This window comes from Antarctobacter jejuensis, from assembly GCF_052266595.1.
In the GTDB taxonomy this organism is placed as follows: domain Bacteria; phylum Pseudomonadota; class Alphaproteobacteria; order Rhodobacterales; family Rhodobacteraceae; genus Antarctobacter; species Antarctobacter jejuensis.
The window spans coordinates 18,082-31,484 of sequence record NZ_JBQQXJ010000002.1; the positions used below are offsets into that span (position 1 = coordinate 18,082).

At 61.1% G+C, this 13,403-nt stretch carries 11 protein-coding genes; 8 read left to right on the plus strand and 3 right to left on the minus strand.

The genetic code is table 11. From position 1 onward, the window contains the following. Positions 1 to 61: 61 nt before the first annotated feature. The 5 genes from ACTXGA_RS02765 (at position 62) to ACTXGA_RS02785 (ending at position 5,449) form a co-directional block, all read left to right on the plus strand. Positions 62 to 457, plus strand: coding sequence for a VOC family protein (locus ACTXGA_RS02765; protein ID WP_443391601.1), 396 nt, complete (start codon positions 62 to 64; stop codon positions 455 to 457). Positions 458 to 483: 26 nt separating this feature from the next. Further along, positions 484 to 1,008: a Twin-arginine translocation pathway signal gene (locus ACTXGA_RS02770; RefSeq protein WP_443391602.1), complete on the plus strand. Its 525-nt coding sequence runs from the start codon at positions 484 to 486 to the stop codon at positions 1,006 to 1,008. Positions 1,009 to 1,021: 13 nt separating this feature from the next. Beyond that, entirely contained in the window at positions 1,022 to 2,593 is a 1,572-nt protein-coding gene (locus ACTXGA_RS02775; protein ID WP_443391603.1) for a GMC family oxidoreductase, read from the plus strand. Positions 2,594 to 2,698: 105 nt separating this feature from the next. Continuing rightward, complete coding sequence (gene katG / locus ACTXGA_RS02780) at positions 2,699 to 4,900, plus strand: catalase/peroxidase HPI (protein ID WP_443391604.1); 2,202 nt, start codon at positions 2,699 to 2,701, stop codon at positions 4,898 to 4,900. Positions 4,901 to 4,960: 60 nt separating this feature from the next. After that, positions 4,961 to 5,449, plus strand: coding sequence for a hypothetical protein (locus ACTXGA_RS02785; protein ID WP_443391605.1), 489 nt, complete (start codon positions 4,961 to 4,963; stop codon positions 5,447 to 5,449). A gap of 179 nt (positions 5,450 to 5,628) precedes the next feature. Here ACTXGA_RS02785 and ACTXGA_RS02790 read toward each other — a convergent pair whose 3' ends face one another. The 3 genes from ACTXGA_RS02790 to ACTXGA_RS02800 form a co-directional block, all read right to left on the minus strand. Next, positions 5,629 to 6,879, minus strand: a complete 1,251-nt coding sequence (locus ACTXGA_RS02790) for an AGE family epimerase/isomerase (RefSeq protein ID WP_443391606.1) — start codon at positions 6,877 to 6,879, stop codon at positions 5,629 to 5,631. A gap of 153 nt (positions 6,880 to 7,032) precedes the next feature. Then, positions 7,033 to 10,110 carry a DUF4214 domain-containing protein gene (locus ACTXGA_RS02795; protein ID WP_443391607.1) on the minus strand — a complete coding sequence of 1,026 codons (3,078 nt, stop codon included), beginning with the start codon at positions 10,108 to 10,110 and terminating at the stop codon, positions 7,033 to 7,035. 316 nt (positions 10,111 to 10,426) lie between these two features. Beyond that, positions 10,427 to 10,909 (minus strand): MarR family winged helix-turn-helix transcriptional regulator, encoded by a 483-nt coding sequence (locus ACTXGA_RS02800; protein ID WP_443392024.1) that lies wholly within the window; start codon positions 10,907 to 10,909, stop codon positions 10,427 to 10,429. 223 nt (positions 10,910 to 11,132) lie between these two features. Between ACTXGA_RS02800 and ectA the strand changes: the two genes are divergently transcribed. The 3 genes from ectA to ACTXGA_RS02815 are packed head-to-tail and all read left to right on the plus strand — an operon-like array spanning position 11,133 to position 13,402. Next, positions 11,133 to 11,663: a diaminobutyrate acetyltransferase gene (ectA, locus tag ACTXGA_RS02805; RefSeq protein ID WP_443391608.1), complete on the plus strand. Its 531-nt coding sequence runs from the start codon at positions 11,133 to 11,135 to the stop codon at positions 11,661 to 11,663. Positions 11,664 to 11,711: 48 nt separating this feature from the next. Further along, complete coding sequence (ectB, locus tag ACTXGA_RS02810) at positions 11,712 to 12,995, plus strand: diaminobutyrate--2-oxoglutarate transaminase (RefSeq protein WP_443391609.1); 1,284 nt, start codon at positions 11,712 to 11,714, stop codon at positions 12,993 to 12,995. Positions 12,996 to 13,000: 5 nt separating this feature from the next. After that, complete coding sequence (locus tag ACTXGA_RS02815; protein ID WP_443391610.1) at positions 13,001 to 13,402, plus strand: ectoine synthase; 402 nt, start codon at positions 13,001 to 13,003, stop codon at positions 13,400 to 13,402. Position 13,403: the final 1 nt, after the last annotated feature.

Consider the following 13,403-nt stretch of genomic DNA (forward strand, 5'->3'; position numbering starts at 1 on the left):
CCTGCGGCGTCCTCCCCACGGCCCCGCCGCAGGGTTTAATTCCCAAATACCGAGGACTGATATGGCCAAGGCAATTCATTCCATGATCCGTGTTCTGGACGCGGATCGCTCGATCGCCTTCTACAAAGAGGCATTCGGGCTCAACGTGGCGCAGCGCGTCGATTTTGACGGGTTCTCGTTGATCTACCTGTCCAACGAAGAGACCGGTTTCGAACTGGAACTGACGGTCAACGCAGGGACGACCGAGCCTTACGAAATGGGCAACGGTTACGGCCATCTCGCCTTCAGTGTCGAAGACGTCGATGCCGAACATGCCCGTTTCGAGGCCGCCGGTCTGGCCCCGCGAAAGCTGGTCAGTTTCGAACATGACGGCAAACTTTTCGCCCGCTTTTTCTTTGTGGCTGATCCGGACGGCTACCAGATCGAAGTTCTTCAGCGCGGCGGCCGTTTCTTGTGAGCCCAAATCCCGGAGGAGGAGAATCCATGACAAAATTCATGCAAGGTCTGACGCGCCGTCAGTTGCTGTCGCAAAGCGCGCTTCTGGGCGCCAGCTTTGCCATCGGGACGGGGTTCATCGCAGGCAGCGCCGAGGCAGAGAACTGGGCGATTGAGGTCGAACACCTCAAGCCCGAAACCATGGCCACCCTGATCCAGATGGCGCGCGACATTTATCCGCATGATCAGGTTGCGGACCGTTTCTATGCCACGGCAGTCAAAGGATACGACAGCGCCGAGGCGGCCGCCGGGGTCGAAGCCGGAGTGGCCACGCTGAACGAAGCAGCCCGGGCCGCAGGACACGCCAGCTATGTGGCCATCGGTTGGGAACGTGACCGCGTGGACCTGCTGCGCAGCATCGAGGACAGCGCCTTTTTCCAGCAGGTTCGCGGTGGGCTTGTGACCGGACTTTATAACCAAAAGGCCGTCTGGCCGATCTTTGGATACGAGGGCGAGAGCTATTCCGAAGGCGGCTACATCGACCGCGGTTTCGACGACATCAACTGGCTTTGAAGGGGCAAGAGCAATGACTGCACCATTTGACCTGAACGATGACAGTGTCGTTGTCGTGATCGGAACTGGCGCCGGAGGCGGCGTACTGTCCAACGAATTGGCCCAAAAGGGCATCTCGGTTGTCGCGCTTGAAGCGGGCGGGCGCTATCTGCCCGACGATTACGTCAATGATGAATGGGACAGCTTTGGTCAGTTGGCCTGGACCGATCCGCGCACCACGAGTGGTGACTGGCGTGTGGCCAAGGATTTCTCTGGCTTGCCTGCCTGGATCGTCAAGGCGGTAGGCGGCACGACAACCCACTGGGCCGGGGCCTCACTGCGGTTCCAGGACCATGAGTGGAGGGCAAAGACCACCTATGGCGAGGTTACGGGCGCCAATCTGCTGGACTGGCCGATCGACCCGCGCGAGATGGACGATTACTACACCAAGGCCGAGAACAAGCTGGGCGTGACCCGCACCGGGGGCCGCGCGGGACTGCCGGGGAACAACAACTTCAAAGTATTCGAAAAGGGCGCGCGGGCGTTGGGCTATGAAGAGGTCCATACCGGGCGCATGGCGATCAACTCGGGTGACTACGATGACCGGTTGCCGTGTCAGCAAACCGGGTTCTGCTTTCAGGGGTGCAAGTGGGGGGCCAAGTGGTCGGCTGCCTATACGGACATCCCGCGCGGCGAGGCGACGGGGAACCTTGAAGTGCGCGAAAACAGCCATGTCGCGCGCATCCTGCATGATGCGGACGGCAAGGTAACGGGCGTCGAATATTTCGATGCGGAAGGCAACCTGCAAATGCAGAAGGCGCGTGTCGTCTGCGTGGCGGGCAACTCCTTCGAAAGCCCGCGTCTGCTGCTCAATTCGGCCTCGTCATTGTTCCCGGACGGGATGGCCAACAGTTCGGGGCAGGTGGGGCGCAACTACATGCGGCACACCACCGGGTCGGTCTACGCGGTTTTCGACCAGCCGGTGCGCATGTGGCGCGGCACCACCATGGCCGGGATCATCCAGGACGAGGCGCGGCATGATCCGTCACGCGGCTTTGTCGGCGGCTATGAGCTGGAAACGCTGGCGCTGGGCCTGCCGTTCATGGCGGCCTTCCTCGATCCGGGCGCATGGGGGCGCGAGTTCACCACCGCGCTGGACCACTACGAAAACATGGCCGGCATGTGGATCGTGGGCGAGGACATGCCGCAGGAAACCAATCGCGTCACCCTGAACAGCGACGTGACCGACAAGCATGGTCTGCCCGTGGTCAATGTACATTTCGACGATCACCCCAATGACATCGCCATGCGCAATCACGCCTACAAGCAAGGCATGGCGGTCTATGACGCGGTGGGCGCGACGCGGGTCTTTCCGACGCCGCCATATCCCTCGACGCACAATCTGGGCACCAACCGCATGTCGGAAAATCCGCAGGACGGGGTCGTCAATGCCCATGGCCAGTCACATGACATTGCGAACCTCTTTGTCTCGGACGGCAGCCAGTTCACCACCGGTGCGGCGGAAAATCCGACGCTGACCATCGTGGCGCTGGCCATTCGTCAGGCGGATTTCATCGCTGCGGAACTGGGGCGTCAAAACCTCTGAGCAAGAGGATGCACAGCGCTGGCGGTCCATCAGGTGCGGACCGCCCGCTCGTCCCGGAACAAGAGGGGCGATCACTCACGGCATTTCCGGACGAGGGAGACGAAGATGGACGGAAACGATTTGCGTCAGGCGGGCCAATGTCCCGTGACGCACGGGGCAACCAATGTGGCAGGGACGGGCAACCGCGAGTGGTGGCCCAATCAACTCAACCTGTCGATCCTGCACCAGCACCAGCCGGTCTCGGACCCGACGCCCGATGGCTTTGACTACGCCGAGGCTTTTAAGGGGCTGGATCTTGACGCCGTCAAGGTCGACCTGACCGCTCTGATGACCGACAGCCAGGACTGGTGGCCCGCCGATTATGGCCACTATGGCCCGTTCTTCATCCGCATGGCCTGGCACAGCGCGGGCACCTACCGCACCGCGGACGGACGCGGTGGCGCCTCTACCGGGACGCAGCGCTTTGCGCCGCTGAACTCCTGGCCTGACAACGGCAATCTGGACAAGGCGCGGCGGTTGCTCTGGCCGATCAAACAGAAATACGGCAACGCGATTTCCTGGGCCGATCTGATGATCCTGGCGGGCAACGTGGCCATCGAGAGCATGGGAGGCCGTACCTTCGGGTTCGCCGGAGGCCGTGAGGATGTCTGGGCGCCCGAGGAAGACATCTACTGGGGTGCAGAGACCGAATGGCTGGGTGACGCGCGCTATTCCGGTGACCGCGAATTGGCCAACCCGCTGGCAGCGGTCCAGATGGGATTGATCTACGTGAATCCCGAAGGTCCGAACGGCAACCCCGATCCTTTGGCTTCCGGACGCGACATCCGGGACACCTTCGGGCGCATGGCGATGAACGATGAGGAAACCGTGGCTCTGGTCGCGGGGGGCCATACCTTCGGCAAGGCGCATGGCGCGGGTGATCCGGCGCTTGTGGGGGCCGAGCCAGAGGCAGGCGCCCTGCAAGAGATGGGCTTTGGCTGGAAAAACCGGCATGGCTCGGGCAAGGGCGTGGATACCACGACCTCGGGCATCGAAGGTCCCTGGACCGCGAACCCGACCCAATGGGACATGGGTTACTTCGACGTACTTTTCGGCTATGAATGGGAACTGACCAAGAGCCCGGCAGGCGCGCATATCTGGCACGCCAAGGGGCTGTCGGACACGGACCACGCGCCGCAGGTCGACGGGTCCGGAGCCAAGGTGCCGGTCATGATGACCACCGCCGACATGGCGATGCGCATGGACCCGATCTATGGGCCGATCTCCAAGCGATTCCACGAGAATCCAGACGAATTCGCCGAGGCTTTTGCCCGCGCGTGGTTCAAATTGACCCATCGCGACATGGGGCCCAAGGCCTGCTACCTGGGCAAGGAAGTTCCCAGCGAAGATTTGATCTGGCAGGATCCGGTGCCGCCTGTGGATCACCCGTTGATCGATGATGAGGACGCTGCCCTGCTCAAGGCGCAGATCCTTGCGTCGGGTCTGTCGGTAAAGGATCTGGTCTGGTGCGCCTGGGCGTCGGCGTCCACGTTCCGCGGATCCGACAAGCGCGGCGGCGCGAACGGCGCGCGTCTCCGTCTTGCGCCCCAGAAGGATTGGGAGGTCAACGAACCCGCCCGCCTGACCCCGATCCTTGAGGGGCTGGAGGCGATCCGCACCGCCTTCAACAGTAGCGGAACCGGCGGCATGCGGGTATCGCTCGCCGATCTGATCGTTTTGGGCGGGGTTGCAGCGGTCGAAAAGGCGGCACGGGACGCTGGCCGCAAGATCACCGTGCCGTTCACACCCGGCCGGACGGATGCCAGCGAGGACCAGACCGACGCGGCCTCCTTCGAACCGATGGAGCCCGCAACCGACGGTTTCCGCAACTTCGAAAGGGCCGCCTTTCGCTATCCGGCCGAGGCGCTCTTGGTCGATAAGGCGCAGCTATTGGGCCTGTCCGCACCGGAAATGTCCGTGCTCGTCGGCGGCCTGCGGGCGCTGGGCGCCACCTATCAAGGCACCTCTACCGGCGTCCTGACCGACCGTCCCGGCGTGTTGAGCGGAGATTTCTTTGCCAATATCCTCGACATGGACACGGAATGGCAGCCGGTCGACCCGTCGGAACGGCTCTTCGAAGGCTGTGACCGCAAAAGCGGCGCGCGGAAATGGCTCGCCTCGCGTGTGGACCTTGTCTTTGGCTCAAACTCGCAGTTGCGGGCACTGGCAGAGTACTACGCCAGCGGCAGCAACGAGGCCCAGTTCATCGATGACTTCGTAGCTGCATGGACCAAGGTCATGAATGCCGACCGTTTCGAACTTACCTGATCTCGATTGCAACGGGGATCCGACGGTCACGCGGATCCCCAAACCATGGAGAGAGACAACATGGACATTTTTTCCAAGCGCGACGGCCCCCGTGCCGAGGACGTAAAGGCCAAGCGCCTGATCCAGAAAAACGCCGGGACGATCCGCAAGCTCGCCGACCAGATCAGCAACGGCGGATTCACCAAGATGCGGCAGGATCAGGCCCGCCGCAGCGAACAGCCGAAACCTGAAGGGCTGATCATCCACGATCTCAAGGCGCCATCGAAAAGCGAGGTGCCGGAGCCCTACGTCAAGGTCAGTCTCAACAACAGGGTTGTGCTTGTCGATCGCGTGAATGGGCGACAGCTTCAGTTGCTCGGAGAAGTGCGGGGGAACAGCTTCGAGAAGCGCTTCGTGCTGGCGACAAAAGCGAATGGTTTCCTGTCACCGGTTGAGGAGGATGTCTTTCAGGCAATCGGCGATCTGGACAATGTCGAATTGTCCAAAGCATTTTCAGAAAAGGATCTGGCCAAGCAAATCGAAACCGCCCTGGGAATTGGAGAAAGATGAGCCCGGGAACTGGATCATCCTCACCAGTGTGTTGCGTTCTGAAGGCTTGAGATCGAACGGCCTAAGGTTCTTGGGCGCAGCGTTTTCTTTCTGGAGACGGCACAGCCGCTTTGACGAGAGGATGCGATGGCCTCCTCCCGCCAATGGTCGCTCAGGCCCGGTTGTTACGGGCCTGCCGGTCAGGTTCCCGCAGTCAACCGGGGCAGGGACACGGCGATACGTGACAGGTCAGGCGACATGGGAAACAAGGTCGCCTGAATTGCATGATAGATGTCAGGCTTGCCGGTGAACTGGGTCGAGGTCGGCTGATTGTCGGCGTCGAGTTCAGGGAACCAGCCGCCGTGGGTGTGATCGATCAGGTGGCGGTCGGCAAACTGCCAGATCTCGCGGTAAAGCGCCTCATCCTCGGCGGTCCAGTCGAGTTTCAGGAAGCTGGCGACCGTGCCGATGGCCTCTGTCACCGGCCACCAGTAGCGGTCCGGCACCTTCCATGACCCGTCAAAATCCACGGTGTAGACAAAACCGCCGCGCTCCGGGTCAGTTGAATCGCGTAGCGCGGTGCGGAAGAGGGCGCGGGCACGGTCCGGGGCGCCATCATCGGGACGACCGTTCAGATCCCAGTACTGCAGCAGCAGTCGCGCAAACTCGAACGAATGGCCGGGGGTGGTGCCCGCCGGGCGAAACATCGGGTTGCCCGCGTAACCCGCGTCGACCTGCCAGTCCTTGGTGTAATGTTCCGGCAACCGCCAGTCATGCGCCGGACCCATCCGGCCGGTAAAAAAATCGAGGATCCGGCCCGCGCGGCTCAGGTACTCGCTCTCGCCTGTGGCCTCGAAGGCCGTCAGCAGGGCCTCGACCCCGTGCATGTTGGCATTCATGCCGCGATAGGAGGAGAAGGGGGTCCAGTCACGGTTGAATTCGTCGGCAAAGAGTCCGTGTTCTTCCTCCCAGAACCTGCTGTCCAGAACCTCGGTGGCGTCGGCGATCAGCCGGTCCGCATCCGGGTGGCCCGCCAGTTTGGCGCTGGCCCCGGCCAGAAGGACAAAGACATGGCCATAGGCCAGCTTGATGTCCCGCACGATGCCGGTGTCGTCCAGTGCATAGAAATAGCCGCCATGCCGCGTGTCGCGGTGGTGCGACCAGAGGTAGGCCATGCCGTGGTCCACGATCTCTGACGCGCCGGGGACGCCCGCCATCTGACCCAGCGCGTGGGAATGAATCATGCGGGTTGTGCTGTGCAGTTCCTGCGCGGGACCGGGAACCGGAGCACCATCGACGTCAAGCAGATGAAATCCCGGCTCATCCCGTAGGCAGGCCCGGAAAAAACGGAATTGCGACAGGCTCTGCTGCGCCAGCCAATCCTTGTGCACAGGATCGTCCAGCCACCGTGCATTGATGTCTGTGGGTCCCAGTGTTGCCGTGTCCGTCATGCCGTCGCCTTGTCCATGGTGCAGTGCCGGCGATCATCGCGCGGGTCATTGCAAAGGTCGAGCGGGAAACGGTGCCGGACGGGGATGCAAGAAAATAGGACACATGAAAAAGGGCCGCGGAATGCGGCCCTTTTTGCGTGCTCTGGAATGATCTCAAACGAGGATCATATCCTCCGTGATTTCGGCCAGCGCGGTTTGCAGGTGCGTGACCGTGACGCCAGCATCGCTGAAGACGACATCATCGCCCACCTGCGACATGTGGCTGATCGCATCGGCGGCAGTGGCATAGCCAAAGCCGGTGAACTGCAGGACATCCCATGCCTCGATCGCCACCAGCTCATCCGAGCCGGCGTCGGCCACGTCGAACTGGAACGTGTCCGAGAGAATGCCGCCGAACAGGACGTCATCACCCGGGCCGCCGTCCATGAGGTCATCCTGACCAAGCGCCTTGAGCTGGGCAAGCATGTCATCGGCCTGCGCCATGATCGCGCCGGGACCCTGAACCAGCGTCGTGATGACCTGCGGGCGTGTCATGGTGCCTGCGTCCAGCATCGCGGGCCATGTGGCCAGCGCCATCGGATCGGCACCACGTTCCAGCAGTGTCGGGTACAGCTTTTGAATGAACTCGATGTTCGTGGTGCCGCCGTAGTAGTCTGTCGCCTCTGCCGTGGCGAACAGGTCGTTGGCCACGTCAAGCAACGTGCTGCCCTGTGCCAGATCCAGCGTGATCTCTGCAATATCCTGCGCGCTCGGCTCTTCGCCGGTGGTCGCCACAAAGAGACGGTACGCCTCGTCGGTGAAGATCTGCTGATAGCCCGCCTGCGAGTACTCCAGCGCGATATTGCCGGTCTTGGTGATGGCCTCGGGGCTTTCCGAGATGTTCACCATGACTTCGCCACGGGTCATCGTCTTACTGTCGAGCAGCGCCACCCATCCTGTGATCTCTGCGGGCAAGGGCGTCCGCTCCAGCGCGTTTTCGTACATCAGGGTGACGAACTGGGTATTGGTCAGGGTGCCATGAGCCGTCTTGAATTCGGCCGAGTTGATAAAGGCCGACGCCATGCTCAGCAGGCTGTGGGTGCCTGCAATAAGCCCTTCGGTCCAGTTTGTGTGACCGCCACGATCGGGCAGACGATCAAAGGCCGATTTGTACATGCGGAAGACCTGCTCCGCCGGCGTATCCCAGATCGGGTTGACCGGCTCTGCCAGCAGGCGGTCATCGTCCGCACCGCCCAGCAGTTGATCCTCGCCGCCCTGACCCCAAAGGGTGTCATTACCCTCCAGACCGTCCAGCACGTTGGCGCCCGGGGTGCCGACCAGAAGGTCGTCGCCCGCGGTGCCCTCGATCGGTGTGACCGGCGCGCGGTTGATCAGCAGGAAGTCTTCCAGATCGAGCTCCTCGGCGACGCCCTCCAGAAGGGCGATCTCCTGACCGTCGATCACAATGCGCAGGTCGCCTGCAACGACGGTCTGCGTCACCTTGCTGTCAAAGTTCACGTCATCGACGCCAAGGTCGATCAGACCGATCACATCGGTGCCGTCGATGAAGTCGGTGACGGTGCTGCTGGTCAGCGCATCGCCTTCCATCTTGCCATAGGACAGGACGAACAGATCGCCACCTGCGCCGCCGGTGAAGGTGTTGCCACCCTGGCCAACAAGGTGATCGTCTTCCGCGCTGCCGGCGATGGCTACGCCGGAGTCGAAGATGTCGATCTCTTCATAGTTCATCTGCAGCGTAGTGTTGTAGAGAGTGGCAGGTTTGATGTCGCCCTTGACGTAAAAGGCGATGTCGAAATTATCGGTCATGTTCAGACCGTTTTCAGAGACAGCGCCGCTGTTGTTCATCCACCCGGCGCTGATCGACAGCGGCGAGACCGGCGTTCCCCAGTCCAGCAGGTTCAGTACGGTGAGGTCATCTTCGCCGACCTCGTACTTGACCTGGTCGTTTGTCGGGGGCGGCGGCAGGCTGGGGTCTTCGGGGATGACCACGCTGGGCAGGTCCTGACCGTATTTGTCCGTCTGCAGACGCCAGCGGGGGCCGCTGATGTATTCGCCGGAGGCATCAAGGCTGGCCTCGAAGGGTTCGCGGTCCATCGTGGTGTACCAGGCGTTGGTATAACCTTCGAGCAGGTCCGAAGAGGCGGCATTGATCGCAGCGAGGTCAGACGCGGCCCCTTGCTGAGCAAGGAATGCGTCCTTGAGGATGGTGCCTGCCGGATACAGCGTCCCGTCACCGGCATAGTAGTCGTCGGTCGAGACCCAGACCTCACGCGGGCCATTGCCATCGAGGTTGTAGTCCGAAACGATCGAATAGGTCGGCAGTTTACCGATGGCCGCCTCGTTTTCGAAATCCTCGGGGCGGATCTGGTCGTTGGGGTTGTTGGTGATCGTGTGGTTGGTCAGCAGTTCCGCTGCGGTCACCTTGAAGAGCGGGCGCAGACCTGTGGAGTCGGTGTCTTTCCACTCGTCCGGAAGGTCCAGCGTGGCTTCCAGCCGCACGTCGTTGGGACGCTTGATCGTATTGCCCCAGCGATACAGCAGCTTGCCGTCGTCCTTCATCGTGACCGAGTAGTCCGTGCTGTAGGCAATGTCGTAGGCGATGGTGGATTCGTTGGGATTGAGCAGGTCCTTGATGTCCAGCACCCCGTCGCCGTTCGCATCCGTCACGCCGTAGGTGGTCGGATCGGCCAGCAGGTCGGCAACGCGCTGTTCGTTCCACGCGGTGTTCTGGCTGAGCAGGATCAGATCATCGTCCAGTTGATAGAGCGCGTCCGGGTCGCCGGGATATTTCTGATCCGACAGGACGTTCTGCATGACGCTGTAATGCTCGGTCGATGCTTTCACGGTGTTGCCGCCAAGCCCGGCAAGCCAGGTGCCCAGAAGGGCCGGCGTCTTGAAGGTGTCTGTCGCTGCGTCCGATACGACAACGCCCAGCTGTTCGCCCGCCGGTCCGGTCAGGTCGCCGATCCAGCCTTCGGCATAGTCGTAGTCGCGCACCTTGTCTTCGGCGCCCAGAAAATCGGTGACGTAAAAGCCGAACTCGCTGTCGATGGGATAGAGGCTGACGCCTTCCTTGGTGACTTTCGGCAAGGCCGAGAAATCTACGATGGGCAATCCACCGACAGGAATTGTGCCCTGTGTCAGACCGTCAAAAGTTCCGGTCACGTCATTCGAACTGAACACATGGGAAGAGGTGTAAAGCGGGCTTGTAATCAGAGGCGTATCGGCCATGGGGTTCCTCACCAAATCGTTAGTTTATTTCTTGTTCATCGATTTCACGCCACGCATCACACATGTCGGTGTCGTTATATGTCTGCGTCCGAATGCGACTCGCCTTGATCCAAATCAATACATTTAAGCTATGGAATGTTTTGTTGCTGCTTAGTTGAAGGCTGGCAGGTGGCTGCCGTCAAAGTTGCGCCGCCGTGGGGGCGCCAAGGCTGACAAAACGGTGGGCAGGGGAAGGTGGTGGGCCAATGCAGAACGGCGCGCGAAGGACCCCGGCGCGCGTTCTGATCAGGTGTAGGTGATTGGTGGGGTCGCAGCGTTACCCTTCAACAACCCGCTTGATGTCCCCGGTATCCAGAACCGGCGAGGCATCGAGGTCTTCGGCATCCAGCATCGCCGCCACGCGTTCAAGGCTGGCCACAAGCATCGCCTGCTCCCAGTCCTCCATCGCCGCGAATTTGCGCACGAAACGTTGCTGCAACGGATCCGGTGCCTCATCCAGCGTCTTGCGCCCCTTGGGGGTGATATGGATGTTTGTCTGGCGGCGATCCTGTTCGGATTTTTCCCGTAGCGTCAGACCGTCCCGCACCAGCTTGTCCACCAGCGAGGTCACGGTCGCCTGCGAAACATGCATCCGCTGCGAGATTTCCTTGGCCGTGCACTGGCCCTTTTCGGCGATGATCTGCAGGGCGCGGAACTGTACCGCCGTCACGCCGGCGGCCTGCTTCAGCTCACGCGCATAGAGGTCGGTCGCCCGGAGTATGCGCCGCAATGCGATCAAGGTTGTATCTACACGGTCCATCATGAAGCCCAAACTTAGCATGTCTAACTATATGGGTCTATTGTTGCCCTGTCAAAGCGGTTCGGTCTGAAAATATTTCGTCTTTCTAACATTATCTAACGGCTTAAAGGGCTGAAAGTTCCACATTTTGGGCCTACAGATAAAAAAATACTTTGCCTGTTGAAATACCTGCGGCGGCGCGTTATTTCGATTGCCAAAGCAACTTCCGAAGGATCTGCTCCGCATGCAACACCCAAGAGATGTCACTCGTTCCACGCTGCCCAGCCTGCGCCCGCCGACTGCGCAAGATGGAGCCGGGATCTGGGAACTGGTGCGATCCTGCAAGCCGCTCGATGAGAATTCGATGTATTGCAACATGCTGCAGGCGGACCATTTCGCCGACACCTGTGTCGTGGCCGAATTGAATGGTGAGATCGTCGGCTGGATCTCTGCCTACGTCATGCCCAACGATCCCGAGACGCTGTTCGTCTGGCAGGTCGCCGTGTCCGAAAAGGCGCGGGGCATGGGGCTTGGCGGCTTGATGTTGCACGAGATCACGGACCGTCCGGCCTGTGAGGACGTCCTGCGGGTGCAGACCACGATCACCAGCGACAATGCCGCCTCCTGGGGGCTGTTCCGCAAGTTCGGCAAGTCGCAGAACACGGTGCTGGAGGTTCAGCCCTACTACACACAGGCGCTGCATTTTCAGAACCAGCACAAGACCGAGAACCTCGTCACCATCAAGCTTGCACGGCGTCTGGCGCGCGCGGCGTAACCGCTGCCCCCGGCCTTGCAAGATACTCAGATACAGGAAAATACCGACATGGCTTCCCAGACCTTTCAACCGACCATCTTCAAACGACGTGAATCCGAGGCGCGCAGCTATTGCCGTGGTTTCGACACCGTGTTCACCACCGCCGAAGGTTCCAAGATGACCGACGCCGCCGGGCGTGAGTACATCGACTTTCTGGCGGGCTGTTCCTCGCTGAACTACGGTCACAACGATCCGGACATGAAGGCCGCTCTGATGGCGCATCTGTCCGAAAATGGCCTTGCGCATGCGCTGGACCTGCATACCTCCGACAAGGCGCGCTTTCTGGAGGCGTTTGAATCCCACATTCTGCGTCCGCGCGGCATAGACCATAAGTTGATGTTCACCGGCCCGACCGGCGCCAACGCCGTAGAGGCCGCGATCAAGATCGCGCGCAAGGTGACGGGCCGCGAAAGCATCGTGGCCTTTACCAACGGCTTTCATGGTGTGACCATGGGCGCGCTGGCCGCCACCGGCAACGGCTATCACCGGGGTGGGGCAGGGACCGCGCTGGGCGGTGTCTCTCGCGTGCCGTTCGATGACTACATGGACGGCATGGATTCCGCCGATTTCCTTGCGCAGATGCTGTCTGACCCCTCCTCGGGCATGGACGCACCTGCTGCGATCCTGCTGGAAACCGTTCAGGGCGAGGGTGGCCTGAACGCGGCCAGCGCCGAGTTCATCCGCAAGGTTGCGGATCTGGCCAAGCAGCACGGCGCGTTGCTGATCATCGACGATATTCAGGCGGGATGCGGTCGCACCGGCACGTTTTTCTCGTTCGAAGAGATGGGCGTGACACCGGACGTTATCACGATGGCGAAATCGCTGTCGGGCTTCGGTCTGCCCTTTGCCATGGTTCTGGTGCGTCCCGAACATGACATCATGGGCCCGGCGGAACACAACGGCACGTTCCGCGGCAACACCCACGCCTTTGTGACGGCCCGCGTAGCGATTGAAAAGTTCTGGGCCGACGATGCCTTTCAAAAGGACATCAAGCGCCGCGCCCAGACCGTCGAACACGGGTTGGAAACCATTGCCGCGATGATCCCCGGGGCCAAGCTGAAGGGGCGTGGCATGATGCGCGGTGTCGATGTGGGCTCGGGTGAGCTGGCCGGTGCGATCTGCGCCGAGGCCTTTGAAAACGGCCTGATCATCGAAACATCCGGCCCCGAGGATGAGGTCGTCAAGATCCTCGCCCCCCTGACCACCCCGGACGAGGTGCTGAAGGACGGCCTGAACATTCTCACCGATGCCGCCCGCACCATCCTGTCCTCGCAAAAGATCGCAGCGGAGTAACAGACATGATCGTCAGAGATTTCGAAGAGATCAGCAAAACTCAGCCCGACCGCGTCGTCTCGGATGCCAAATGGACCAGCGTGCGCATGCTGCTGGCCGATGATGACATGGGGTTTTCCTTCCACATCACCTTTCTGGAGGCGGGTTCGGAGCACACGTTCGAATACAAGAACCACTTCGAAAGCGTCTACTGCATGCAGGGCAAAGGCTCGATCACCGATCTGGCCACGGGTGAGACGCACCCCATCAAGCCCGGCGTGATGTATGCGTTGGACAAGCACGACCGCCACGTCCTGAAAGCGGACGAGGAACTGGTCATGGCGTGCTGCTTCAATCCGCCGGTGACCGGCAACGAAGTACATCGCGAAGATGGATCCTACGCCGCCCCCGAAGAGGTGGAGGCCTGAT

Bases quoted from the DNA above. Each gene is read 5' to 3' on its own strand.
- ACTXGA_RS02815 (WP_443391610.1), top strand. From the start codon at position 13,001: ATGATCGTCAGAGATTTCGAAGAGATCAGCAAAACTCAGCCCGACCGC.
- ACTXGA_RS02775 (WP_443391603.1), top strand. From the start codon at position 1,022: ATGACTGCACCATTTGACCTGAACGATGACAGTGTCGTTGTCGTGATC.
- katG (WP_443391604.1), top strand. From the start codon at position 2,699: ATGGACGGAAACGATTTGCGTCAGGCGGGCCAATGTCCCGTGACGCAC.
- ectA (WP_443391608.1), top strand. From the start codon at position 11,133: ATGCAACACCCAAGAGATGTCACTCGTTCCACGCTGCCCAGCCTGCGC.
- ACTXGA_RS02765 (WP_443391601.1), top strand. From the start codon at position 62: ATGGCCAAGGCAATTCATTCCATGATCCGTGTTCTGGACGCGGATCGC.
- ectB (WP_443391609.1), top strand. From the start codon at position 11,712: ATGGCTTCCCAGACCTTTCAACCGACCATCTTCAAACGACGTGAATCC.
- ACTXGA_RS02785 (WP_443391605.1), top strand. From the start codon at position 4,961: ATGGACATTTTTTCCAAGCGCGACGGCCCCCGTGCCGAGGACGTAAAG.
- ACTXGA_RS02770 (WP_443391602.1), top strand. From the start codon at position 484: ATGACAAAATTCATGCAAGGTCTGACGCGCCGTCAGTTGCTGTCGCAA.
- ACTXGA_RS02795 (WP_443391607.1), bottom strand. From the start codon at position 10,110: ATGGCCGATACGCCTCTGATTACAAGCCCGCTTTACACCTCTTCCCAT.
- ACTXGA_RS02800 (WP_443392024.1), bottom strand. From the start codon at position 10,909: ATGGACCGTGTAGATACAACCTTGATCGCATTGCGGCGCATACTCCGG.
- ACTXGA_RS02790 (WP_443391606.1), bottom strand. From the start codon at position 6,879: ATGACGGACACGGCAACACTGGGACCCACAGACATCAATGCACGGTGG.